23 protein-coding genes and 1 pseudogene are annotated in these 23,426 nt (G+C 55.7%); 12 read left to right on the top strand and 12 right to left on the bottom strand.

What is annotated here, in order from left to right:
- Positions 1–115: 115 nt before the first annotated feature.
- Complete coding sequence (gene rho, locus A3OI_RS0101640) at positions 116–1,378, bottom strand: transcription termination factor Rho (RefSeq protein WP_026223940.1); 1,263 nt, start codon at positions 1,376–1,378, stop codon at positions 116–118.
- Positions 1,379–1,810: 432 nt separating this feature from the next.
- Between rho and moaB the strand changes: the two genes are divergently transcribed.
- The 4 genes from moaB (at position 1,811) to A3OI_RS0101660 (ending at position 4,442) form a co-directional block, all read left to right on the top strand.
- Positions 1,811–2,383 (top strand): molybdenum cofactor biosynthesis protein B, encoded by a 573-nt coding sequence (gene moaB / locus A3OI_RS0101645; RefSeq protein WP_018402615.1) that lies wholly within the window; start codon positions 1,811–1,813, stop codon positions 2,381–2,383.
- A gap of 95 nt (positions 2,384–2,478) precedes the next feature.
- Complete coding sequence (locus A3OI_RS0101650; protein WP_018402616.1) at positions 2,479–3,693, top strand: molybdopterin molybdotransferase MoeA; 1,215 nt, start codon at positions 2,479–2,481, stop codon at positions 3,691–3,693.
- Positions 3,694–3,695: 2 nt separating this feature from the next.
- Positions 3,696–3,956 (top strand): molybdopterin converting factor subunit 1, encoded by a 261-nt coding sequence (moaD, locus tag A3OI_RS0101655; RefSeq protein WP_018402617.1) that lies wholly within the window; start codon positions 3,696–3,698, stop codon positions 3,954–3,956.
- A gap of 3 nt (positions 3,957–3,959) precedes the next feature.
- Entirely contained in the window at positions 3,960–4,442 is a 483-nt protein-coding gene (locus A3OI_RS0101660; protein ID WP_018402618.1) for a molybdenum cofactor biosynthesis protein MoaE, read from the top strand.
- An 8-nt stretch (positions 4,443–4,450) separates the two neighbouring features.
- On the opposite strand, the gene mobA is transcribed toward A3OI_RS0101660, so the two are convergent.
- On the bottom strand, positions 4,451–5,056 hold the full coding sequence (gene mobA, locus A3OI_RS0101665; protein WP_018402619.1) for a molybdenum cofactor guanylyltransferase MobA: 606 nt from the start codon (positions 5,054–5,056) through the stop codon (positions 4,451–4,453).
- Positions 5,057–5,170: 114 nt separating this feature from the next.
- Positions 5,171–5,497, bottom strand: a complete 327-nt coding sequence (gene trxA, locus A3OI_RS0101670) for a thioredoxin TrxA (RefSeq protein WP_018402620.1) — start codon at positions 5,495–5,497, stop codon at positions 5,171–5,173.
- Positions 5,498–5,776: 279 nt separating this feature from the next.
- Here trxA and ppx point away from each other — a divergent pair, with 279 nt between their 5' ends.
- Complete coding sequence (ppx, locus tag A3OI_RS0101675) at positions 5,777–7,303, top strand: exopolyphosphatase (protein ID WP_018402621.1); 1,527 nt, start codon at positions 5,777–5,779, stop codon at positions 7,301–7,303.
- An 80-nt stretch (positions 7,304–7,383) separates the two neighbouring features.
- Here ppx and A3OI_RS0101680 read toward each other — a convergent pair whose 3' ends face one another.
- Positions 7,384–9,324: an ATP-binding cassette domain-containing protein gene (locus tag A3OI_RS0101680; RefSeq protein ID WP_026223942.1), complete on the bottom strand. Its 1,941-nt coding sequence runs from the start codon at positions 9,322–9,324 to the stop codon at positions 7,384–7,386.
- Positions 9,325–9,361: 37 nt separating this feature from the next.
- Here A3OI_RS0101680 and A3OI_RS0101685 point away from each other — a divergent pair, with 37 nt between their 5' ends.
- From A3OI_RS0101685 to A3OI_RS0101695, 3 genes are all read left to right on the top strand, one after another.
- On the top strand, positions 9,362–9,922 hold the full coding sequence (locus A3OI_RS0101685; RefSeq protein ID WP_018402623.1) for a TIGR02444 family protein: 561 nt from the start codon (positions 9,362–9,364) through the stop codon (positions 9,920–9,922).
- Positions 9,919–10,299: a DUF4124 domain-containing protein gene (locus A3OI_RS0101690; protein ID WP_018402624.1), complete on the top strand. Its 381-nt coding sequence runs from the start codon at positions 9,919–9,921 to the stop codon at positions 10,297–10,299. The genes A3OI_RS0101685 and A3OI_RS0101690 overlap by 4 nt, the downstream gene beginning before the upstream one ends.
- A 176-nt stretch (positions 10,300–10,475) precedes the next feature.
- Positions 10,476–11,192, top strand: coding sequence for an FKBP-type peptidyl-prolyl cis-trans isomerase (locus A3OI_RS0101695; protein ID WP_018402625.1), 717 nt, complete (start codon positions 10,476–10,478; stop codon positions 11,190–11,192).
- Positions 11,193–11,262: 70 nt separating this feature from the next.
- Here the strand turns inward: A3OI_RS0101695 and A3OI_RS0101700 are convergent, their stop codons facing one another.
- Together A3OI_RS0101700 and A3OI_RS0101705 are read right to left on the bottom strand one after the other, a co-directional pair.
- On the bottom strand, positions 11,263–11,745 hold the full coding sequence (locus tag A3OI_RS0101700; RefSeq protein WP_018402626.1) for an Rsd/AlgQ family anti-sigma factor: 483 nt from the start codon (positions 11,743–11,745) through the stop codon (positions 11,263–11,265).
- 114 nt (positions 11,746–11,859) lie between these two features.
- Positions 11,860–12,390, bottom strand: a complete 531-nt coding sequence (locus A3OI_RS0101705) for a disulfide bond formation protein B (protein ID WP_018402627.1) — start codon at positions 12,388–12,390, stop codon at positions 11,860–11,862.
- A gap of 31 nt (positions 12,391–12,421) precedes the next feature.
- Between A3OI_RS0101705 and A3OI_RS19050 the strand changes: the two genes are divergently transcribed.
- Positions 12,422–12,661, top strand: a complete 240-nt coding sequence (locus A3OI_RS19050; protein ID WP_018402628.1) for a flagellar basal body-associated FliL family protein — start codon at positions 12,422–12,424, stop codon at positions 12,659–12,661.
- Between the two features lie 15 nt (positions 12,662–12,676).
- Here the strand turns inward: A3OI_RS19050 and gshA are convergent, their stop codons facing one another.
- From gshA to A3OI_RS24545, 3 genes and pseudogenes are all read right to left on the bottom strand, one after another.
- Entirely contained in the window at positions 12,677–14,233 is a 1,557-nt protein-coding gene (gene gshA / locus A3OI_RS0101715; RefSeq protein ID WP_018402629.1) for a glutamate--cysteine ligase, read from the bottom strand.
- 39 nt (positions 14,234–14,272) lie between these two features.
- Positions 14,273–16,636 (bottom strand): Tex family protein, encoded by a 2,364-nt coding sequence (locus tag A3OI_RS0101720; protein WP_018402630.1) that lies wholly within the window; start codon positions 16,634–16,636, stop codon positions 14,273–14,275.
- A gap of 60 nt (positions 16,637–16,696) precedes the next feature.
- Positions 16,697–16,855: pseudogene (locus tag A3OI_RS24545) on the bottom strand (EAL domain-containing protein); the annotation flags it as partial.
- 345 nt (positions 16,856–17,200) lie between these two features.
- On the opposite strand from A3OI_RS24545, the gene rep reads away from it, so the two are divergent.
- Positions 17,201–19,219, top strand: coding sequence for a DNA helicase Rep (rep, locus tag A3OI_RS0101730; protein WP_018402632.1), 2,019 nt, complete (start codon positions 17,201–17,203; stop codon positions 19,217–19,219).
- A gap of 46 nt (positions 19,220–19,265) precedes the next feature.
- Here rep and A3OI_RS0101735 read toward each other — a convergent pair whose 3' ends face one another.
- Positions 19,266–19,679 carry a c-type cytochrome gene (locus A3OI_RS0101735; RefSeq protein WP_018402633.1) on the bottom strand — a complete coding sequence of 138 codons (414 nt, stop codon included), beginning with the start codon at positions 19,677–19,679 and terminating at the stop codon, positions 19,266–19,268.
- Between the two features lie 198 nt (positions 19,680–19,877).
- Between A3OI_RS0101735 and A3OI_RS0101740 the strand changes: the two genes are divergently transcribed.
- Complete coding sequence (locus A3OI_RS0101740; protein WP_018402634.1) at positions 19,878–20,213, top strand: hypothetical protein; 336 nt, start codon at positions 19,878–19,880, stop codon at positions 20,211–20,213.
- A 235-nt stretch (positions 20,214–20,448) separates the two neighbouring features.
- Complete coding sequence (locus tag A3OI_RS19055; RefSeq protein ID WP_018402635.1) at positions 20,449–21,429, top strand: phospholipase A; 981 nt, start codon at positions 20,449–20,451, stop codon at positions 21,427–21,429.
- Positions 21,430–21,539: 110 nt separating this feature from the next.
- Here the strand turns inward: A3OI_RS19055 and A3OI_RS0101750 are convergent, their stop codons facing one another.
- Both A3OI_RS0101750 and bfr read right to left on the bottom strand, forming a co-directional pair.
- The gene (locus tag A3OI_RS0101750) at positions 21,540–22,895 is read right to left on the bottom strand and encodes a phosphohexomutase domain-containing protein (protein WP_018402636.1); all 1,356 of its coding nucleotides are present in this window, start codon (positions 22,893–22,895) and stop codon (positions 21,540–21,542) included.
- A gap of 9 nt (positions 22,896–22,904) precedes the next feature.
- Positions 22,905–23,381 (bottom strand): bacterioferritin, encoded by a 477-nt coding sequence (gene bfr / locus A3OI_RS0101755; RefSeq protein WP_007350328.1) that lies wholly within the window; start codon positions 23,379–23,381, stop codon positions 22,905–22,907.
- Positions 23,382–23,426: the final 45 nt, after the last annotated feature.

Raw genomic sequence — 23,426 nt, forward strand, 5'->3', positions numbered from 1 at the left:
AGAATGAGGAACGGCCTTTACGTTGAGTTCAACGCGCGCTTAAATTTCCGGGAGCTGTGCCGGGGGAAAGCCTTCCCCGGCACGGCGCAACACCCCAAACAAATGCGAAAAAATCTTAACGGCGTTTCATAGACTGGAAGAAGTCGTCATTCGTCTTGGTGTCTTTCAGCTTATCCAGCAAAAAATCGATTGCTGCGGTGTCGTCGTCCATGGAGTGCAGTAGCTTGCGCAGTATCCACACTTTCTGGATGTCGGCTTCGCTCATCAGCAGGTCTTCGCGGCGGGTGCCGGAGCTGCGGATGTTGATGGCCGGATAGGTACGCTTCTCGGCAATCTTGCGATCCAGGTGGATCTCCATGTTGCCGGTGCCTTTGAATTCCTCGTAAATCACTTCGTCCATTTTGGAACCGGTGTTCACCAGAGCGGTGGCCACAATGGTCAGGCTGCCGCCTTCTTCGACATTACGCGCGGCGCCGAAGAAACGCTTGGGCTTTTCCAGAGCGTGGGCGTCAACACCGCCGGTCAGTACTTTGCCGGAGGATGGAATCACGGTATTGTAGGCACGAGCCAGACGGGTAATGGAATCCAGCAGGATAACCACGTCTTTTTTGTGCTCAACCAAGCGCTTGGCTTTTTCGATAACCATTTCTGCCACTTGTACGTGGCGGGCTGGCGGCTCGTCAAAGGTTGAAGCAATCACTTCGCCGCGCACGGTGCGCTGCATTTCCGTTACTTCTTCCGGGCGCTCGTCAATCAGCAGCACAATAATGTGACATTCCGGATGGTTACGGGTGATTGACTGGGCAATACTCTGCATCAGCAGGGTTTTACCAGCCTTGGGCGGCGACACAATTAAACCACGTTGGCCCTTACCAATAGGCGCAACCAGATCCAATACGCGGGAAGACAAGTCCTCCGTGCTGCCGTTACCGGCTTCCAGATGCATGCGCTCGTCTGGGAACAAAGGGGTCAGGTTTTCAAACAGGATCTTGTTACGGGCGTTATCGGGCTTGTCGAAGTTGATCTCGCTGACCTTCAACAGCGCAAAATAGCGCTCGCCGTCTTTGGGCGGGCGAATTTTCCCGGAAATGGTGTCGCCAGTGCGTAAGTTAAATCGCCGGATCTGGCTGGGTGACACATAAATGTCATCAGGACCCGCCAGATAAGAGGCATCGGCAGAACGGAGGAAACCAAAACCGTCCTGCAGAATTTCCAGTACACCATCGCCGTAAATGTCTTCTCCGCCTTTGGCGTGGCGCTTGAGTATGGTGAAGATAACGTCTTGCTTGCGCGAGCGTGCAAGATTGTCGAGGCCCATTTCTTGCGCAATTTCGAGCAATTCGGGCATGGAATTCTGTTTGAGTTCAGTAAGATTCATAGTTTATTGAATTTTCAGGAATGGAAGAAAGCGAACGTTAGGGTGAAGGGGTGCCCCGGAACGAATTGATAAGTACAGTCTAAAGAACGGGATGCTGGCCAGATGGAGCAACCGGGAGATAATAAAGTCCGGAATATGAGTACGGAAGCCAGAGAGTGGGAACAATCGTTCGCCGGGCAGGATCGATAATCTGCTACCTCGGCGCCGAATGTCAAGGCCAGAGCCGAAAAAACCACCAATTTCGCAAGGGATTGCGCGTTCAGGCCGTTTTATCCAGGCTTCGCTTACGTTCAGAGGCTTGCCTTGGGCGGTTCCTATGAGTTTGGGGCGGTTCCCCACAAAGAGTTACTCCCCTTCCATTAACGCCCCACGATGCGGATACTAAAGGCCAAACTCTTTCACACTTTTTATCGCCGAAAACAGGAGCCGCCCATGAGCAGCAAGCCAAGCCAGGAACTGATTCCTATGAATATTGCCATATTGACAGTGTCGGACACCCGCGGCGAAAGCCAGGACGGTTCTGGCCAGTTTCTGGAAGACAGCGTGGTCGAGGCCGGCCACAATCTGATTGCGCGGCGCATTTTGCCAGACGATGTTTATTTGATGCGTGCGTTGATCAGCGGCTGGATAGCCGACCCACAGGTTCATGCCGTTGTTATTACCGGTGGTACAGGCTTCCATGAGCGCGACAGCACGCCGGAGGCCCTTGGGCCCTTGCTGGACAAAACCATTGAAGGTTTTGGTGAGGAATTCCGCCGGCTGTCAGCCGCAGAAATTGGCACCTCGACTATCCAGTCCCGGGCGTTTGGCGGACTGGCCAATCATACGGTCATATTCTGCCTGCCTGGCTCTACCGGCGCCTGTCGCACCGGCTGGAACGGTATTCTGTCCACCCAACTGGACAGCCGCCACGGCCCTTGCAATTTCTCTGCACTGGTCGGGCGCAAGCCGGAACGGGCAACAGAGCGTCTGAATCAAGTGATTGGCAAGCGCGCTGTGCGCTAGCAAATACGGTAAAAAATAAGGTAGAAAACGCGTTAACAGCCGATCAGTTATCCGATTTTCACGCCTAATCACCCCTAACAAAGAAAGCAAGTACCATGGCCGCCGTCGATCTGACCCCCGTTGAAAATGCTATACAGCATTTGCTGACCCTTGCCGCGCCGCCAGCGGAGGTTGAGCTTGCCCCGGTTCACCGTACTCTGGGCCGGGTGTTGGCTCGGGACTACACCGTGCCCGCCGATGTGCCGCCAGCCGATAACAGCGCGGTAGATGGCTACGCTCTGCGCACAGAGGATTTTCAGCCTGGAAAGCCGCTTTTGATTTCGGCGCGCATTCCCGCCGGCCAGGCACCGGGGGCGTTGGTTGCCGGCACCGCCGCGCGGATTTTTACTGGCTCCGAAATTCCATCAGGTGCCGATACCGTTGTGATGCAGGAGCGTACAAAGGTTGATGCCGATGGCGTGCTGATCGACGGCGACGTAAAGCTCGATCAGAACATCCGCCGTCGCGGCCAGGACCTGGCCGCGGGCGACTTGGCTCTGGCCCAAGGCACCCTAATTCGCCCCCAGGAAATGGGCCTGTTGGCCAGCATGGGCATTGCCGAGGTTGAAGTGTTCAAAAAGCTGAAAGTGGCAATACTCACCACCGGCGATGAACTGGTTGACCCGGGCACACCGCTCGAAGCCGGTCAGATCTACAACACCAACCGTTACACCTTGTTAGGCCTGCTGGATCAAGCAGGCTGCGAAGTGGTGCTGTGTGAGAGCTTGGCGGACACCCGCGAGGGTACCCGATCAACTCTACAGCGGGCAGCCAAAGCCGCCGACCTGGTGATCACCAGTGGCGGCGTGTCTGTGGGTGAAGAAGACCACGTGCGCGCAGTATTGGAAGAATCCGGCCAGCTATCACTGTGGCGCATGGCGATCAAACCCGGCAAGCCGCTGGCGTTTGGCGATATCGGCGGCATTCCGGTACTGGGCTTACCCGGCAATCCGGCGGCGGTGCTGGTCACATTTTTGGTGGTAGGCATGCCGTATATTCGCCAGTGCCAGGGGCGCCTGCACATCCATCCTTTAGGGCAGCAGGTCGCGGCCGGATTCAGCGTGGCGTCGGCCTCCGTGCGGCGGGAATTTGTGCGAGCAAGGCTGGAGCAGGATCGGGGCACTACCATCATCAAAGCGTTCCCCAACCAGAGTTCCGGTGTTCTCAGTTCAGCCTGCTGGGCTGATGGCCTGGCAGTAGTTCCAGAACACAACACCCTGAGCCCTGGCGACACCGTCACTTACTTTCCGTTTTCTGAATTGGTGAGCTGACTATGTCTGAGCAAAGCCTTAACGTCCGTTTTTTTGCCCGCTTGCGCGAAGAGCTGGGCACCGAACACTTAACCATGCCAGCACCCGCGGGCCAGACCGCCGCAGACCTGCTGGCCACCTTGGCTAAACGGGGCGGGCCCTGGGCCCAGCTGAACACCGGCCAACCGGTAATGATTGCCATCAATCAGGCCATGGCGAAACCGCAGTCAGCGGTTAGCGCAGGCGATGAAGTGGCGTTTTTCCCACCGGTGACAGGAGGTTAGTGAATGCCAAAAAATTCTTCTGCCTGTTCAAAGGCTGTGCCCAGCGTCAGTATCCAAAACATGGATTTTGATGCGGCGCAGGAATACGCGCAACTGCGCGACAGCGGCGCGGGCACGGGCGCTATCGCCACATTCACCGGACTGGTACGCGACAGCGGTGACCGTCAGGACGTAACCGGGCTGTTTCTGGAACACTATCCAGGAATGACCGAACAGGTCATCAGCGATCTGATAGTTCAGGCTGCCCAGCGCTGGGATGTGCGCAAAGCGCGAGTGATACATCGCATAGGCCGCTTACCCCTGCAGTCACAGATTGTGTTTGTAGGTGTATGCAGTGCCCACCGGGGCGATGCCTTTGCCGCCTGCGAGTTTATTATGGACGCGCTAAAAACCTCGGCGCCGTTCTGGAAGAAAGAGCTGACAGACGCAGGTGAGCACTGGGTCGAGCAGAAAGCGTCAGACGTTGCGCGCACAGAAGGTTGGTAGCAAGAACGTTAATCCTTCAGATCCTGCGGCCGATTGCGGTTGGTGAACAGCTCGGAGGCCGCAGGGCAATCTACAGACTGAGCCTGTTGGCTGCGGGCAAACATCATAACGCGGCGGTTATCATTACGCAGCTGCTGCTCAAGCGCAGCCGCCATAGCCACCGGATAAACTCCGTGCAACGGGTGGTCGCGCCCGTTGCACCGGGCTATCACTGGCTGACCGGGGGCACTGTACCAGGCCTGCAGCAGCTGCTGCATTAGCGCAGGGGTAACGCCCGGCGTGTCGCAGGGGCACACCAGCACAGCCCCGTTTCCACGCGCCTCGGCCTCCTGCAAACCTGCTAAAAGGCCCGCCAGCGGCCCTTGTCCGGCAAACTCGGGAGCGTCAGTGAACACGTCTCCCAAGCGGCTGTATTCCTCCAGGGAACGGTTGGCGCTGATCAACAGCGAACCGGTTGCGGCTTTCAGGGCTTCTGCAACCCAGACTGCCATGGGCTTGCCACGCCAGTGCATCATGCCTTTGTCTTTGCCATCCATTCTTGTACCCGCGCCGCCTGCCAGCAACAGACCGGCTACCAGAGAGGGCGCTTGGGAATCGTTGGTATCAGCGTTCATCACTTTCCCTTTATGGCCGTATGCCTGGCACCATAAAAAAACCGCCCGAGAGCAGCGCTCCGGGGCGGTTTTTCAGCCTGGCTTTTCAGTCGGCTTTTCAGTCGGGCTATGCAATCAAAGATTGCTGTCCAGAAACGCTGCCAGCTGGGACTTAGACAAAGCACCCACCTTGGTTGCGTCTACATTGCCGTTCTTGAACAGCATCAGCGTAGGAATACCACGGATGTTGAACTTAGGTGGTGTTTGCTCGTTCTCATCAATGTTGAGTTTGCAGACTTTCAGTTTGCCGGCGTATTCCTCGGCAATTTCTTCCAGCACCGGCGCGATCATTTTACAGGGGCCACACCACTCAGCCCAGTAATCCACCAGTACCGGCACATCAGACTGCAGTACGTCCTGTTCAAAAGAAGCATCGGTTACATTAACAATATTTGCGCTCATTCTCATTTCCTGTTTCTGGCATCTGCCCGGTAACAAATGCAGTTAGCTGTATTGACTATCGCTGTCATTTTGAAAACCGCGCGATAACTCACGTTCTCTTCGTGGACCATGCTTTCAATGACCAATACTTTACGCCATTGCTCCGTCTGTTGTGAAGTCTTCGCTGACAGGCGGGGTAATTCCCTGCCCGTTAAACCACATGAGGCCAGGCTGGCTGACAGGCCCTCGGGTTATCGCTATAGTACGCCCTACGTTCATCCCACAAGGATTCATAACCCCGTGACGGCAGAACCCAACGCCGAAAACGTTTCCGCGCCTCCTGATATGCTTGCCGCTATCGATATGGGCTCAAACAGCTTTCACATGGTGGTTGCGCGCCTGGTGCACGGTGAAATTCGTACCCTGGAAAAAATGGGCGAAAAAGTTCAGCTCGGAGCCGGGCTTGACGGCCAGAACCGCCTGACCGACGAAGTTCAAGAGCGGGCCCTGGCCTGCCTGAGCCGCTTTGCCCAGCGCCTGCAGGGCATGCCACCGGAAGCCGTGCAAATTGTTGGCACTAACGCCCTGCGCATTGCTCGCAACGCCAACGAGTATCTCAGCCGCGCTGAGGACGTGCTGGGCTACCCGGTAGAAGTGATTGCCGGGCGCGAGGAAGCGCGACTGATTTATCTGGGCGTTGCCCACACCCTTTCTGACGACACCGGCCGCCGGTTGGTGATCGACATAGGCGGTGGCAGCACCGAATTCGTGATTGGTCAGCGCTTTGAGCCGGAAGCCCTGGAAAGCATGCACATGGGCTGCGTGTCGTTTCGTAATCGCTACTTCCAGGACGGAAAAATCAGCCGTCGCGGTTTAGACAACGCCATCACCCACGCCGAACAAGAGCTGCAGAGTATCCGCCGCCAGTATCGTGCAATGGGCTGGCAAAGCGCTGTGGGTTCTTCAGGGTCGGTAAAAGCCATTGGCCAGGTTCTGGCCACGCTCAAGATTACCGATGGCACCATTACCCTGGAAGCTATGCAGGAACTGCGTAAACGGCTGGTCAGCATGGGCCACGTTGAGCGGTTAGGCGAACTGGGTGTACGCCCAGACCGGCAAAGTATTTTTCCTGGCGGTTTCGCCATTCTGATGGGCGCGTTTCAGTCACTGGGCATTGAAACCATGAGCTTTGCCGATGGCGCGCTGCGCGAAGGCCTGTTGTACGGAATTGTTGGGCGAATACACCATGAAGACGTGCGGGAACGAACCATTTCTGCGTTACAAGAACGCTACCACGTTGACCAGCTGCACGGCGCCGCCGTAGAAGCCAGCGCGGTGGCTGCCTGGGCACAGGTCGCGGAAACCTGGAAGATAAACAGTTTCAGTGACGAAGACACCCTGCGCTGGGCCTGCAAGTTGCATGAAATCGGCTTAACCATCTCACACAGTCAGTATCACAAGCACGGCGCTTATCTTTTACAATATTCGGACTTGCCCGGCTTTACCCAGCAGTTTCAGTGGGATCTGGCGGCCTTGGTGCGCGGGCACCGGCGCAAGTTTACCGCAGCCATTTGGGCTGGAGCCTTAGCGGAAGACATCCCGCGCTTGCGCTATCTATGCATACTGGTGCGCCTGGGTGTGCTGCTACAGCACGCCCGCAATCTCGAAGAACCACCAGAGCTGACACTGGAAGCGTCGGCGAACAAGCTCAGCATCCGCTTCCCTGAGGGCTGGCTGGAACAACGCCCACTAACCCTGGCAGACCTGGAAAATGAACGGGACTACCTGCTACGTCAGGACTTCAGTCTGGACATTATCACTGAATAAAGAATCACTGAATAAGAAGTCACCGAGTAAGAAACTGGCGCCGGAAGTGCAGGTTTCTGCTGCAAAGTGGTAAAGCAACCTTAACTTTCCAGCTCCGTTTCCAGAGCTTCGACCGCTTCACTGACGTCCAGCCACTGAACCTCTACAACTGCCATTTTTTGGCGCGCCTCTGCCTGCCGCCCCAACAGCGTTTTCAACTGTTGTTTGCCGCTGTCACTGTACAGCGCCGAATTGGTCAGCTCGGCGTCCATCTCCGCCAGCGCAGCCTGCATGCTATCCATCTGTTTTTCCAGTGTGGCCTGCTGTTTGCGGAACGGGCTGATTTTCTGGCGCACAGCCGCCTCGGCGCGCTTGCGGACCTTGCGGTCATCGGCACTTTCACCATTGACTGCCGCGTCCTGGCCGCCCTCTGCGGCAACAGACTGTCGCTTCGGCGCCTCGGTATCGTCTTTGCGGCGATCAGCCAGCCAACGCTCATAATCCTCGAGGTCGCCCTGGTACTCAACGACACGGCCATCGTTCACCAGCCAGAACTCGTCGACGGTGTTGCGCAGCAAGTGGCGATCATGCGACACCACCACAATGGCGCCATCAAAGTTCTGCAGGGCCATGGTGAGCGCCTGGCGCATTTCCAGATCAAGATGGTTGGTAGGCTCATCCAAAAGCAGCAGATTGGGCCGCTGCCAGGCGATCACTGCCAGCGCCACCCGGGCTTTTTCGCCGCCGGAGAAGGAACGTATCGGTGACAGGGCCGCATTACCATGAAAGTCAAAACCGCCGAGAAAATTGCGAATACTCTGATCCGACGCCCGCGGACTCAAGCGCTGCAGGTGCAAAAAGGGGCTGGCGTCCAGATCCAAGGATTCGAGCTGATGCTGGGCAAAATAGCCAATGGCCAGATGCTCGCCGCAGGTGCGCTCACCGTTAATCAGCGTGGCCTCACCCCGCAGACTGTCCATAAGGGTGGATTTACCTGCACCATTAGGGCCAAGCAGACCAATGCGGCTGCCGGGTAACAGGCTCAGGTTCAGGTTGCGCAGAATGGTCACGTCGCCGTGGCCGGCCTGGCCCTGGCGAATACTCAGCAGCGGGTTTGACACCTTTTCGGCTAACGGAAATTGGAAGTTAAACGGTGAATCAATGTGTGCAGGCGCAATTTTCTCCATGCGCTCCAAAGATTTTACCCGGCTTTGGGCCTGGCGAGCCTTAGTGGCTTGAGCCTTGAATCGGTCAATAAAACGCTGAATTTCAGCAATGCGCGCTTGCTGACGCTCGAATCCGGCCTGCTGTTGGGCCAGGCGCTCGCTGCGCTGGACTTCAAAGGCTGAGTAATTACCGCTATACAGTGCCAGATCGCGCCGATCAAAGTGCACGACATGTGTCGCGACTCTATCCATAAAATCCCGGTCGTGGGAGATGAACAGCAGGGTTCCGGAGTAGCGCCGCAGCCAGTTTTCCAGCCAAAGACAGGCGTCCAGGTCCAAGTGGTTGGTCGGCTCGTCCAGCAGCATCAAATCGGACGGGCGCATCAGCGCCTGAGCCAAATTCAGACGAATCCGCCAGCCTCCCGAAAAACTCGAAACCGGGTGATCAGCATCGCCATCACTGAAGCCCAACCCGCGTAGCAGCGACTCGGCGCGGCGCGATGCAGACCACGCCTCATGCAGATCTAGCTCGCCATGGATACGGGCTTGGGCCAGGTCGTCCTGTGCGGCTTCCGCTCTTGCCAGTTCGTGTTCCAGGCGGCGCAAATCGAAATCGCCGTCCAATACAAAGTCTCGCGCGCTACGCCCGGTCGCCTCCACTTCCTGAGCCATGTGAGCGATGCGACAGCCTCCGGGCAGAGAGAAATTGCCATGCTCTGGCGCCAAATCACCCAATAAAAGCTGAAACAGACTGGACTTGCCGGCACCATTGGCGCCCACAATGGCCATGCGCTGGCCCGGTTGCACGGTCAGGCTGACGCCTTCTAGCAACCACGCACCACCTCGTTGTAAACTAAGATCACTAATTGTTAACATGTTTTAATTCTGGCACTTTAATAATTTCAGGGAAGCCTTGGAGACTGCACCGGACGATATTGCGATCATACCGCAAACCGCGGCCAGCCTGGCACTGCCGGCAGATTTGCAGACCGACACAGAGCTTTGGTCTTTTGCCTTATCATGCTGGCAAAAACCGGGCGTAGCGTCTGCCTGCCTGTTATTGCAACAACAAGGCTGGAGTGTGACCCGCATTCTATGTGCGGCCTGGCTGGCGAATCAGCGCAGAACTTACACCGGGCTAGAAGCCGTTACGGTAACAGAGTGGCGCAACCGTGTAACCGTGGCACTGCGTGACATAAAAAGGGCACTGCCGAAAGAGTCGGAAAGTTGTTATAACTTGCGCGCAGACGTGGCTCGCCTGGAACTCGAAGCAGAGCGTGTCGAACTCGCTCTGGCGTGGCAAACACTGAACATTGAAACAGAAGAGCCGGCAATGCAAGATCGCAACATTTTGATCATCGGCAATCTGACAGCAGCGGCGCCTTGTGCAGACAGCGCACGAGCAGCTGCCTCAGATATTCATCAACTGGCGTCTGCTTTGACTTTTTCGCGCCCCGGAGCGCAATCAACATGATGATTAAATGGCTGGTACGGCTAGCTTTTCCTGCCTTGGGCGTATTGTTATTGCTGATTATTTTTGGTTTGGGAACGCCCGAGCAAGTGGCACAGCCATTGGCTGAAGAAACAAAACCGACAGAAATTCCCGCCTTCGAAACCCTGGTTCCAGAGTCAGTGGTGATAGATTCACCCGACATCATTTTCAAGTGGCAAGATACCAATGGCAACTGGCATTATGCTGACCAGCCACCGCCCAAGGGGCCCTGGAACACCTTGGCCATAGAACGGACGAACCCACCCCGTGGCACGGCTGGCAGCACAGAGTCTAAAGTCGACTGGCAGGCACCGTATAGCGCGCCATTCAACATGGGCGTAGGCGCTTCAGGAAGTTAGTAGGTGCTTCAGACAGTTAAGTGAGTGGCTACCACCGGGCCATTAACAGATGTTCAGTAGCGTAAAGCCGGTGTTATAGGTACCTTTTCGCCAGCATTATATCGAATACCCTCAGTCAGCCAGCGCCGGCCAAGCCCCGACGTTGCGACTCATTTACTAATATGAAGGATGGATTCATGAAGAAAACGCTGTTTGCACTGACGATTGCCGGCCTTGTTGCAGGCTGCTCTTCCGCTCAAGAAGCACCGAAAGACCCCGCGTTAGAATCCAACAGCGAAAAGGTCAGCTACGGCATGGGCCTGGTTATGGGTGAGCGCATGAGTAACGACCTGCCAGACCTGCAGATGGAGCAGTTTCTGCAGGGCATCCAGCACGGCAACAACGGCGACCAGGCACAACGCCGGATGACCCAGGAAGAAATCCAGGAAGCGCTGATGTCTTACCAGCAGCAGCTGCAGGAAGATCAAGCCAAACAGATTGAAGAAATGACACAGAAAAATGTGGATGCGGGAAACGCCTTTCTGGCTAAAAATGCCGAGCGCGAAGGCGTAACAACCACGGATTCCGGCTTGCAGTACGAAGTGCTTGAAGCCGGCAATGGCCCGCAACCCGGCACCGGCGACACGGTAAGAGTCCATTACACGGGCGAACTGCTGAGTGGCGAGGTGTTTGACAGCTCCCGCGAGCGCGGTGAACCGGTTTCATTCCGCCTGGACCAGGTTATTCCCGGCTGGACCGAAGGCCTGCAACTGATGAACGAAGGCGCGCGTTACAAACTCTATATTCCGTCAGACCTGGCGTATGGCCCGGGCGGCAATCGCGCGATTGGCCCCAATGAAACATTGGTTTTTGACGTGGAACTCTTGGCGATTAACCCGGACAGCGCCCAGTAGCTGTATGTTGTAGTTAGCACCTGGGCGACGGTCTACAAGAGCTCGCCGCCTGGGCTTACCCACAGATCCCTTAAGCGGGCTCTGCTTTGTCTGCGTTAGCGGTGTGTAGGTGAGCAATCAGAAGGTCTTCCAGCTCATAACGGCTGGCCAGGGTTTCACCCACTCGCGATAACTCCGTAAACAGCGCCTGCATTTCCGATTCGGAGAGTTCGCGGCCATCTATCTTGTCATTGAAATCAAGAATCACCTGGGTGGTTTCGGTAATACGCGGATAAACCTTCGCGGCCAGTTCCAGGCCCTCGTCGTCGTTAAATTCCCGCGCCTCACGCACCAGTTGCTCGTAGATTTCAAAGTGCCCGGCGGAAACGTAATCCATCAGCATTTCGCACAGCAGAACCAGTTTTGGTCTCAGGCTTTCGGTCTGGGAATAGTCGTTTTCGGCAGACAGTTCACAATAACGCACCAGTACATCCTGACGCTCCTTAAGCCAACGGTCGATCAGATCACTGACCCCACCCCACCGCTCACGGGCATTTCGACAATGCTCCAACATAACGCCTGTACTCCACTTGGTGTTCTATCTGGCTGATGCCTTCTGAACTTTCACATAAGTCACTGCAAGTTACCCTATGGCAGTGACCAGCCGCAACCGTTTGTGGCTTCGGCCTTACCAGGGCCGCTTCGGCGCGGGGCGCAAACACAGATAAAGACCGACCAGCGCCACGCAAACGAAAAACAGCGCGCTCCACCCCGGAATGCTCAGGCCCAGAAAACGCCAGACCACCGCCGCGCAGTCACCGGTTCCGCGAACCGCGGTCGCCAGTACTTCCGACCAAGGCAGCACATCCAGCATGTAATCCACCGATGGGCCGCAAGCCGGCACTTGGTCCGCAGGCAAGCTTTGCAGCCAGAGCTGGCGACTGGCCAAGCCCAACCCCGTGCCCGCAGCCAGCGCCAGAAAAAGACCGTATATCCGTGTGGCGATCGGCCCCGGGCCGTTTAGCCACGCCAACAGGCTGACCAACCCGGCTGCCATGAAGGCAAACCTCTGTAGCCAGCACAAAGGACAAGGCTCCAGCCCCATCACATGTTCCATATAAAATGCCACCGCGAGCAGTGCGGCACACACCAGAAAAATAACAGCAAACATGATTCTGCTGGTCAAAAGATCACCTCGAAAATAGGAATGGGACTGCATCCAGGCTGCCAGCCTGCTATTGTGATCATCGTTGTTAAACTACCTTGATTATCAGGATTATGACTGCATTGCCAAGAATCTTCATCGCCCCGTTTATGAGCTGGTGCTGCTGTTTGGCGAACAAAGCGATATTGATGCGCTTACCCGGCCAGGCACTCAGCAAACACTGGCAACAGAAGCGACCTCCCGCATCAATAAGGTACTGGAAAGCCAGCACACCGGTGAAGCCGTTAGCGACGTGCTGTTTACCGAGTTTGTGGTGCAGAAGTGACCGTCACTCCGGCGCTCAGCTTTGCTGATACTGGCTCAGGTAATCGGCAAAGCTTAGCGTATCCGCGGCTTCAATCTGTTGCTGCTGTTGCAAGGACTCAAGGCTAAACGCTGTATATTGCTGCTGCACGGCATCTGGCAGCGGCTGCGCGAGCAAGCTGTGCTTATGCTGGAGGGACATTTCCAGCGCCCAGTCGCGGTGGCCCAAGCCACTACTGGCCATTGCATCCAGGACCTGCTGCGATGGCAAACACCAGCTGCCTTCCAACTTGTGCCGCTGCTCCGCCAGAGCCCGCACGTAAGTGGTGTCGCCATTCCAACCGTCGAGCTGTTCCGCCAGGGGCTGCAGCGAATCCAGAAGTTCAAGCGCCGTCTCTCCAGCGTTAACACTGCGACTGCCCAGCTGCAACGCCAAGTCGCGCCCGCGTCCGCGCGCTACAACATCCTTGAAATTGTTATCCAGCCGGGCACACTCGTCGTCACCAATCCGCGGGCTGTCCTGTAACAGGCAATCCAACAAAAATAGGTCAAGAAAATCCACTTGCGGCGCGGTAATACCCACGGCTGCAAACGGGTCCAGATCCAGACAACGCACCTCGATGTACTCCACCCCGCGGCTCATCAACGCGTGGATGGGTTTTTCGCCACTGGCGGCGGTGCGCTTCGGCCGTAAGGCACTGTAATACTCGTTTTCAATCTGCAACACGCTGGTATTGAGCTGAATGTATTCACCGTCGCGGTTTATGCCCAGTTTTTCGTAGGGCGGCCAGGGCGTGTGAATGGCTCGTTCCAGAGTGCGGGTATAGGTTTTCAGCTCGTTAAAACAGATGTTCAGAGATGCCTGGGCATTGTTGTGGTAACCCAAATCGCCCATGCGCAACGAGCTGGCCTGCTCACCATAAAAAGTATTTGCATTAAAGCTGCTGAGGTTGTGCCTTACGTTGGCAACAAAACTCTGATCCAGCGCCGGTGAAGCGCCAAACAGCAGCATTAACAGCCAACTACGGCGGCGGAAATTACGAATCAACCAGAAGTACTGCTCGGATTTGAAATCTTGCAGGCTCAGCTCGCTGCTGCCCACAGCCTGCTGCCACTGCGGCCAAAACCCTTCGGGTAACGACACGTTGTAATGGGTCCCGGCAATACTTTGCATCATTCGCCCGTAGCGCACCGCCAAGCCTTGGCGATACACGTGTTTCATCTTACCCACATTGGAGCTGCCGTAATTGGCGATGGGAATACTGCTGTCACCATCCAGGCCACAGGGCATACTGGCGGCCCAGAATACTTCGTCGCCCAAGTTCTGCTGCACAAATTGATGGGTGTGGCCCAGCGCTTCAAGCATGCCGGCGGTGGTGTCATACACCGGCGTAATCAGCTCCAGCAGAGATTCCGAATAATCGGTGGTAATGCGTGGGTGGGTTAACGCCGAACCCAGAGCGTGCGGGTGCGGAGTTTGTGCGATGAAGCCGCTGGCATCGGCACGCAAACCTTCTTTTTCAACACCTTTACGAAAGCCCTGCCAATCGCTGGCGGCAAACTGCTTAAATATGTGATGGCGTGATTGAGCCATGAAAAACTCCTGCTGCAACCGCTGTGGTTGCCAAGTAAATTAACGGTCGCGCTTGTTGGCCGACGCCATGGCCTGAGCCAGAGCTCCTGCCATGGCGCCTTGACCTTGACCCTGGCCCGGATTCTGATTCTGATTCTGACTTGCAGCCGGCGCCGGTTTACGCGTGCTAGCCGCAGTGTTGCGATTTGGGCTTGGATTTTTATCACCACGGGGCCGTTCAGCCGGCTGCTGTCCAGGCTGATCACCCATGCGCATGGTCAAAGCGATGCGCTTACGCGGAATATCCACCTCCATCACCTTCACTTTTACGATGTCGCCAGCTTTCACCACTTCCCGCGGGTCTTTTATAAAACGGTCTGCCAACGCCGATATATGGACCAGGCCGTCCTGGTGCACGCCAATATCCACAAAGGCGCCAAAATTGGTGACGTTGGTGACCGACCCTTCCAGCACCATTCCCGGCTCCAGATCTTTCAGGGTTTCTACGCCTTCTTCAAAGCTGGCGAAGCGGAATTCCGGCCGTGGGTCGCGCCCCGGCTTTTCCAACTCGGCGAAGATGTCTTTGACCGTAGGCAAGCCAAACTGTTCGGTTACATAATCCTGCGGGTTCAGGCTGCGCAAAAATGCCGCATCACCCACCAGGTTGTTCATATCCCGCTGATTTTTAGCGGCGATGGTTTCCACCACGCGATAAGCCTCCGGGTGCACCGAAGACCGATCTAACGGATTATCACCATCGCTGATGCGCAAAAAACCCGCCGCCTGTTCGAAGCTGCGAGCGCCCAAACGCGGTACTTTCATCAGCTGCTTGCGGTTACGGAACTGGCCATTCTGGCTGCGATAATCCACGATATTCTGGGCAATGGTGGGGTTTAACCCAGACACCCGGGTTAACAACGGCACCGACGCGGTGTTCAGATCGACTCCTACGCCGTTTACACAGTCTTCTACTACTGCATCCAGGCTGCGCGATAGCTGTACCTGCGATACGTCGTGCTGATATTGGCCCACACCAATAGATTTTGGCTCGATTTTAACCCATTCCGCCAACGGGTCCTGCAAACGCCGGGCAATGGATACCGCGCCGCGAATGGTGACATCCAGGTCCGGCAATTCCCGCGAGGCGAATTCCGACGCTGAATAAATAGACGCACCCGATTCGCTGACCACAATGCGCGCCAATTTCAGTTCCGGGTAGCGCTTGCACAGATCCGCCACCAGTTTATCGGTTTCCCGCGAGGCAGTGCCATTGCCAATAGCCACCAGTTCGATGTTGTACTGGCGACACCATTTGGCCAATTGCTCTATCGACGCTTCCCACTGGTTTCGTGGGGCGTGGGGAAATATAGGCCCGTGGTCCACCACCTGCCCTATGCCGTCAATTACGGCCACTTTCACGCCGGTACGCAGGCCTGGATCCAGGCCCAGAGTGGCCCGGGGCCCGGCCGGAGCCAGCAACAACAAATCTTTGAGGTTATCAGCAAATACCTGGATAGCCTCGGTTTCAGCGGCCTCTCGGATCTGGCCTATCAGGTCAGTTTCGAGCTGGCCAGACAGCTTTACCCGCCAGGTCCAGCGCACCACTTCGGCCAGCCACTTGTCGGCCGCCCGGCCCTGGTCGCGGACATTCCAGTGGGCGGCAATGTAAGATTCCGCCGGGTGTGGTTGGCGACGATCGTCGCTGTTTTCTCCAACGGCAATGGTGTAGCTCAGAATGCCCTCGTTGCGGCCACGTAGAATAGCCAGAGCGCGGTGTGACGGCACTTTTTTTAACGCTTCGCTGTGATCAAAGTAATCACGGAATTTGGCGCCTTCGGCCTCTTTGCCGGCAATAACGGTGACTTTCAGCTGGCCTTGCTGCCAGATGAAACCGCGCAACTGGCCCAGAAGTTCAGCGTCTTCGGCAAAGCGCTCCATCAGAATGGCACGGGCGCCTTCCAAGGCTGCCTTGCTGTCAGCCACATCGGCGTTAACGAACTGCGTTGCCAAAACCTCTGGCACGTGTGTTGGGTCGTTATAAAGGCCATCTGCCAGTGGTTCAAGACCGGCTTCACGGGCAATCTGGGCTTTGGTACGGCGCTTGGGCTTGTAAGGCAGGTAAAGATCTTCCAAACGATTTTTGGTGTCTGCCCCGTTAATGCTGGCTTTCAGCACATCGGTCAGCTTGCCCTGCTCGTCAATACTGGCGAGGATGGTGGCGCGGCGGCCTTCCAGTTCGCGCAGATAGCGCAGGCGCTCTTCCAGGGCTCGCAACTGTATGTCGTCAAGCGCGCCGGTCAGCTCTTTGCGGTAGCGGGCAATAAAGGGCACAGTCGCACCGCCGTTTAACAGTTCAACGGTGGCGTTAACCTGCTCTTCACGTACACCAAGCTCATTCGCAATGCGTCGGGAAATACTGTTCATGCTACCTCTGCTAATCACGTTCGCTGACAAACAAAGTGGCAAAGGTACAGCGGCGCAGGATTACAGGCAAGCAGACTGCCTCTGATTACGGAGGAACTGTACCAGCTGGCCCCAAGGCATCGGCCGGGCAAAATAGTAACCCTGTACGAGGTCGCAGTTCAGTTGCCGTAAAAACTCCATCTGCGCGTAGGTTTCCACGCCCTCTGCTACTACGCTCATATCAAACGGCTTCTCAGCCATAGCACGCTCGAAACTTGCGGTGTCTGCACACCAGGCAGCGCTCATGGCCAGGTCATCACTGGCCGCTGCCCAGCTGTTTAACCTTAGGAAATCGCGATAATCCGGAGTCAGCACCAACAGGCGGATGCAAGGCTGATCAAAAAAAGCTAAAGGCGATACCCTCTGCGAATCCATGAGTTTGTAAGATTTTCTGCACCAATGCGCAGTAATTCAAGCCATACAATTCATTAACAATAGCTGACTTTCCGGTAGGGTGCCGATTGCCCAGGTGCTGTAGAATAAGCATGATATTAACGCACTTTGCAACCAGGCTGCTGTGACGCCGTGACAAAACTCAATCCCAGACAACGCGAAGCCGTGCGCTATGCCGATGGCCCCATGCTGGTACTAGCGGGAGCCGGCAGCGGCAAAACCAGCGTAATTACCCGCAAAATTGCGTTTCTAATTGAACAACTGGGCATTCCTGGCCGGCACATTGCGGCCGTGACCTTCACCAACAAAGCCGCACGGGAGATGAAAGAGCGTGTTGGCCGCATCATCGATCGAAAGCTAACCCGTGGATTAACCGTGTCCACCTTTCATAACCTGGGCCTGAACATAATCCGCGAGGAACATGACCACCTGGGCTATCACCCCGGATTTTCCATTTTTGATGCCGAAGACGCCAAAGCCCTGCTGCAGGATTTAATGCTAACTCATGGCAGCACCGACGCTGGTGATGAACTGAACCCGGTACAGATGACCCTCTCTTCGTGGAAAAACGCCATGCGTACGCCTGCCGAAGCACTGAGCAAGGCTGCAGACGAGCGTGAACAGAGAATCGCCATCATTTATGGGTACTATAACGAGTACCTGAAAGCATACAACGCCGTTGACTTCGATGACCTGATTCTGCTTCCAGTGATGCTGTTTCGCCAGCACCCGGACGTGCTGGCGAAATGGCAGCGTAAAATTCGTTACATGCTGGTGGATGAGTACCAAGACACCAATGTGTGCCAATACGAGCTTGTGAAGCTCTTAGTGGCAGGGCGCGCCGCTTTTACCGTAGTGGGTGATGATGACCAGTCGATTTACGCCTGGCGCGGAGCGCGGCCGGAGAATCTGGCACAGCTGGAACAGGATTTCCCCAGCCTGAAAGTGGTTAAGCTGGAGCAGAATTACCGCTCCACCAGCCGCATACTGCGGGCCGCCAACACGGTGATTGCCAACAACCCACACGCCTATGAAAAAGTGCTGTGGAGCGATCACACCATTGGCGAAGAAATCCGCATTATCCGTTGCCGCAATGAAGAAGCAGAAACCGAGCGTGTAGCCACCGAAATACTGGATCAGAAGCTGAAGCAGGGCCTGGGATTCAAAGATTTTGCGGTGCTTTACCGGGGTAACCATCAGGCCCGACTGCTGGAAGTGAAGCTACAGGCCTATCAAATTCCTTATCGCATTTCCGGCGGCCAATCGTTTTTTGCCAAAAGTGAAATCAAAGACGCCATGGCGTATTTGCGCTTGCTGATCAATCCCACGGACGATGCCGCGTTTTTACGGGTGGTTAACGTGCCCCGCCGTGAGATTGGCCCACGCACACTCGAGCAATTAAGCCACTACGCCCGCGCTCGCAACGTCAGCCTGTTCAAAGCGCTGGGCGATATGGGCGCGCAAAGCCACGTGACCGACAAGGGCCTGGAGCGTCTGCGTCGCTTCGCCCACTGGGCAGACGCTACCTGTGAAAGGTTACACAGCGATGACCCTGTGCAGGTAATCAAGCAACTGTTTACCGATATAGAGTACGAGGAATGGCTGCACCAGCATTCTGGCTCTCCCAAACAGGCGCAGCGGCGCATGGAGAATATCTGGTATCTGGTGGACTCCATCCAGCGCATGCTTGACGATGGCAAAGGCACCGCGGACGAAATTGGCGTGGAAGACGCCATTACCAAGCTGATCCTGCGGGACATGATGGAACAGCGCGAAGAGGAAGACGACAGCGACAAAGTTCAGCTGCTAACTCTGCACGCATCCAAAGGCCTGGAGTTTCCCCATGTGTTCATCATCGGGCTGGAGGAGGAAATTCTGCCGCACCGGATGAGCATTGAAGAAGAAAATATCGAGGAAGAACGGCGGCTGATGTACGTGGGTATTACCCGGGCGCGGGAAACCCTGACCCTGACCTATGCCGCGTCTCGCCGGCAATACGGCGAAAAAATAGAAACCATTCCGAGCCGCTTTCTAGACGAACTGCCGGAAGGTGATGTGCGCTGGCTGGGTATGGGAGAGGCAGACGTAGAAGTGAATCAAAAAAAGGGCAAGGCAACGTTGAGCGCGCTATTGGGCGATTTAGGCGTCTGAAATCGAGCAGCTCGCCTGAGCGAGCTGCTCGATTGCTTGCATGGTGTTACTTGCTTTCCGCCACCATGTGCTCAATCGCGGCTTGGATTTCTTCGTCCGGGCAGCTAGCGCAGCCGCCTTTGGCTGGCATGGCATTGTAACCATTGATAGCGTGGGTAATCAGAGTGTCCATGCCCTGTTCGATCCGTGGAGCCCAGGCACTGGCATCGCCAATAACCGGCGCACCAGCCGCTCCCGTGGTGTGACATGCCATGCACACCGCACCATAAACTTCAGAGCCAGAGCGAGGGCCAGCACTGGCTGCAACCGTTGGAGCTGCCGCTGCGCCACAATCTTCACCCTGTAAGCAGAGACTGCCTACCGGCTGGATACGGGACAGAATTTCGTCATCAACATTTGCCATAACGGCGCCGGCTGTCAGACCAAAACCAAGCAGAACAGCGGCCAGAATTCTCTTCATCTTCACAATGCACCTCGCATTCAAGCGTTTTAATAATAAGTCGCCGCATTATAGCGGCTGTGCCTCGGCAAAAAAACCAACACGCAGACTGAACCATCAATTTCAGCACCATCTGTTGCCATTTGGTAAATCACAAGACCTGTCGCGCCGTTATGGTTACCATACGCTCTCGGCCCGTTTATCGCTCAGGAATTCACCATGACAGAACTTGGTCACTCTTCCCACCGCTTGCGCAAGCCGCTCTTAATTCTAGAGTTTACCGCGCTAGCTACACTGCTGGGCTCTATGACCTGGTTTGGTTACAGTACGCCACCGGGCGAAGTTCTGGCGCCCGCCTGGCTGCTGATACCCGCTGTGGCCAGCCTGCTGGTTTTTACCAGTTTTATTGGCCTGATGTACCTGCGTTGGGTGGTTACCGCCGGCGCAGAGCGGCAAAATCACCATAAACTGATTTTCGCATTGCTGGCATTGACTATGTCCAGTGTGTGGTTATACGGCGTAGCAAATACCTGGATCAGCCTGAACGCCCAGTAAAACGCCACCATTTGCACGCCGTTTTTCTTCCGTTGAAGGTCACAGAGACACTACCACCATGCTATTCACACCTGCGTTAACCATTATCCGGCAGCGCCGCCACCTGCTGGCAACGGCACTATCCGCCGCATTGTGCACTTTGGCATAGGCGCCTACGGCCAGTGCCCAAACCGACGCTGAGCCCAAGGCTGTTCAGCCGCTGTCCGCTCAAGACTGCGCACTGATTCGCGATGGATTGCAGCGCCTGGCCTGTTTCGATGAGGTTTACCAGCCTGATCAAGCCCGCGACAACGCCAGCACCGAGCAACGGCAGCGGGTAGAGGTCGCCACCGAGGCACTACCGCCAAGCAAACGAAACATGGAAGAAACGCCAGATAACCCCGGGGCAGACGACAAAACCGCTGTCGTGTCATCGATCCTGGACCGCTATATGGAAGCGGAAGAAGCTCTGTTTTCGTTCTCTGGCAGTTTTATTCGCCACCGCCCGAACTACATTCTGCCAGTCACCTGGTCCGATCACCCAAACCAGACACCCACAAGCCCACGCCTGGGCGTGACCGGCTACGATTACGACCTTAAGCAGGAAGAAGCCAAGTACCAGATCAGCTTCAAAGTTCCGCTGCTCACCGGCTTTATGGATAAACGCGCTACCCTTTGGTTCGGCTACACCCAGAAGTCTTTCTGGCAGCTTTACAATCAGGATGAGTCCGCGCCGTTTCGTGAAACCAACTACGAGCCTGAACTATTCCTGCGCTACCAACCCGACTGGAACATTGGGCCGGGCCGCCTGAACACGGTGGATCTGGGCATTAACCACCAGTCAAACGGTCAGGCCGAGCCGCGCTCACGCAGCTGGAACCGCATTGTTGGCATGGGAACTTACACTTACAACCGCTGGCTGTTCATGGTTAAACCCTGGATACGCTTGCCAGACGGCAACACAGACGACAACGACGATATTGAAAGCTATCTGGGCCATGGCAGTTACCACGCAGTTTACAAACTGACGGAAAACCGCACCTTCTCACTGAAGCTGCTGAACAACCTGCGCACCTCAGACAACAAAACCTCGGTGGAGTTTGGCTACAGCTTCCCCATGGGCGATACCATCAAAGGCTTCGTGCATTATTACAACGGTTACGGTGAGAGCCTAATTGACTACAACGAGCGCATTCAAAGGGTCGGCGTGGGAATTATGCTGAACGACTGGCTTTAATCGTTAGCGCAACGCCAAGGCTGGAAGCCTAAAGAAGCAAAAAGGCCCCCCAGATTTGATCGTCCGGCAGGGCCTTGGCACCGATTACACAGAGCAAGTCACAATCACGTTTACAGGGCGTTCAAGCGCTCCATTTCCACCAGCAGTTCGTCAGTTTTCTCTCGCATCAACGGTATGTCGCCACGGGACTCAACGTTCAGCCTTACCACCGGTTCGGTGTTGGACATCCGCAGGTTAAAGCGCCAATCATCGTATTCCACACTCACGCCATCGACGTGGCTCACGCTTTTTGCATCAGCGCCGTATTTTGCTTCGATGGCGGCAATGACAGTAGCGGGGTCTGCGATCGTGCGGTTAATCTCGCCGCTGGCCGGGTAGGCTTCAATGCGGGCATCAATCAACGATGACAGCGTGCAACCAGCCTGGCACAAGCGCTCGGCCACTAGCAGCCATGGAATCATGCCGCTGTCGCAATAAGCAAAATCCCGGAAATAATGGTGGGCACTCATTTCACCGCCGTACACCGCATCTTCATCGCGCATACGCTGCTTGATGAACGCATGGCCGGTTTTGCTTTCGACGGCAACTCCGCCAGCAGCGGCAACCAGGTCCAACGTGTTCCAGATCAGACGCGGGTCGTGAATCACCCTACCCGGGCCGGTCTTGCGCAGAAACTGATCGGCCAACAGGCCCACAATGTAATAGCCTTCAATAAAGCGGCCATTTTCATCGAAGAAAAAACAGCGATCGTAATCACCGTCCCAGGCGATGCCCATGGCAGCTCCACTGGCTTTTACCGCATCTGCGGTGGCTGCGCGATTTTCTTCCAGTATGGGGTTGGGAACACCGTTGGGAAAGTGGCCGTCTGCGTTGTGGTGTACTTTCACAAATTCGAACGGCACGTGCGCCTCAAGCTCATCAATCACCAGCCCGGCACCGCCGTTACCCGCATTGACCACCAGTTTCAGCGGCTTCAGATCTGCACCGTTGATATAGCCCAGAAGGTGATCAATGTAGGCGCTCATGGTTTCCAGGGTTTCGTAACGGCCCTGTTGTTGCGCATCGGCAAACGGCTCCAGCACCCGGTCACGAATATCGTTCAGGCCATTGTCTGAACTGATCGGTCGCGACTCTGGCCCTACCATCTTCATGCCGTTGTGGTCACGGGGGTTGTGGCTGGCAGTCACCATAATGCCGCCATCCATGTCGTAATGGCTGGTGGCAAAGTACACCATTTCCGTGCCGCACAAGCCGATGTCGTATACATCTGCGCCCGCGGCCATCAAACCCGAGCACAATGCCTGGCTGATGTCGCGGCTGGACAAGCGAATGTCGTAGCCGACGATGATTTTTTTCGCGCCGGTTACTTCCACATAGGCACGGCCAATAAGCTCCGCCAGCTTAGGGTTCAGTTGGTCTGGAACACGGCCACGAAGGTCATACGCTTTAAAGCAGGACAGATCCATTGTCGACATTTACTCCGCTGCGGCAGACTGTAACTGGATGTAGTTTTGAATGCCCATCTGACTGATCATTTCCAGCTGGGTTTCCAGCCAGTCGATGTGCTCTTCTTCACTGTCCAGAATGCTGCGGAACAGCTCGCGGCTAGTGTAGTCCTGAACAGACTCGCAGTGAACGATGGCATCTTTCAGATCTTTATGGGCAAGGTGTTCGATTTTCAGATCGCTTTCGATCATTTCCTGAACGTGCTCGCCAATCATCAGCTTGTTCAGATCTTGCAGGTTCGGCAGGCCGTCCAGAAACAGGATGCGTTCGATCAGCTGATCGGCGTGTTTCATTTCGTCAATAGACTCTTCGTACTCTTTAGCGGCAAGCTTGGCGATGCCCCAGTCTTTGTACATGCGTGAGTGCAAAAAATACTGGTTGATAGCCGTCAGCTCGTTGCCCAAAACCTTGTTCAAGAACTGAATAACTTGTTTATCACCTTTCATAGCGCCTCTCCCTAAAGATTTTGATCAGTTCGGGTAAGAATAACG

Origin of the sequence: Marinobacter gelidimuriae (assembly GCF_000372805.1) — a bacterium.
Classification (GTDB): Bacteria; Pseudomonadota; Gammaproteobacteria; order Pseudomonadales; family Oleiphilaceae; genus Marinobacter; species Marinobacter gelidimuriae.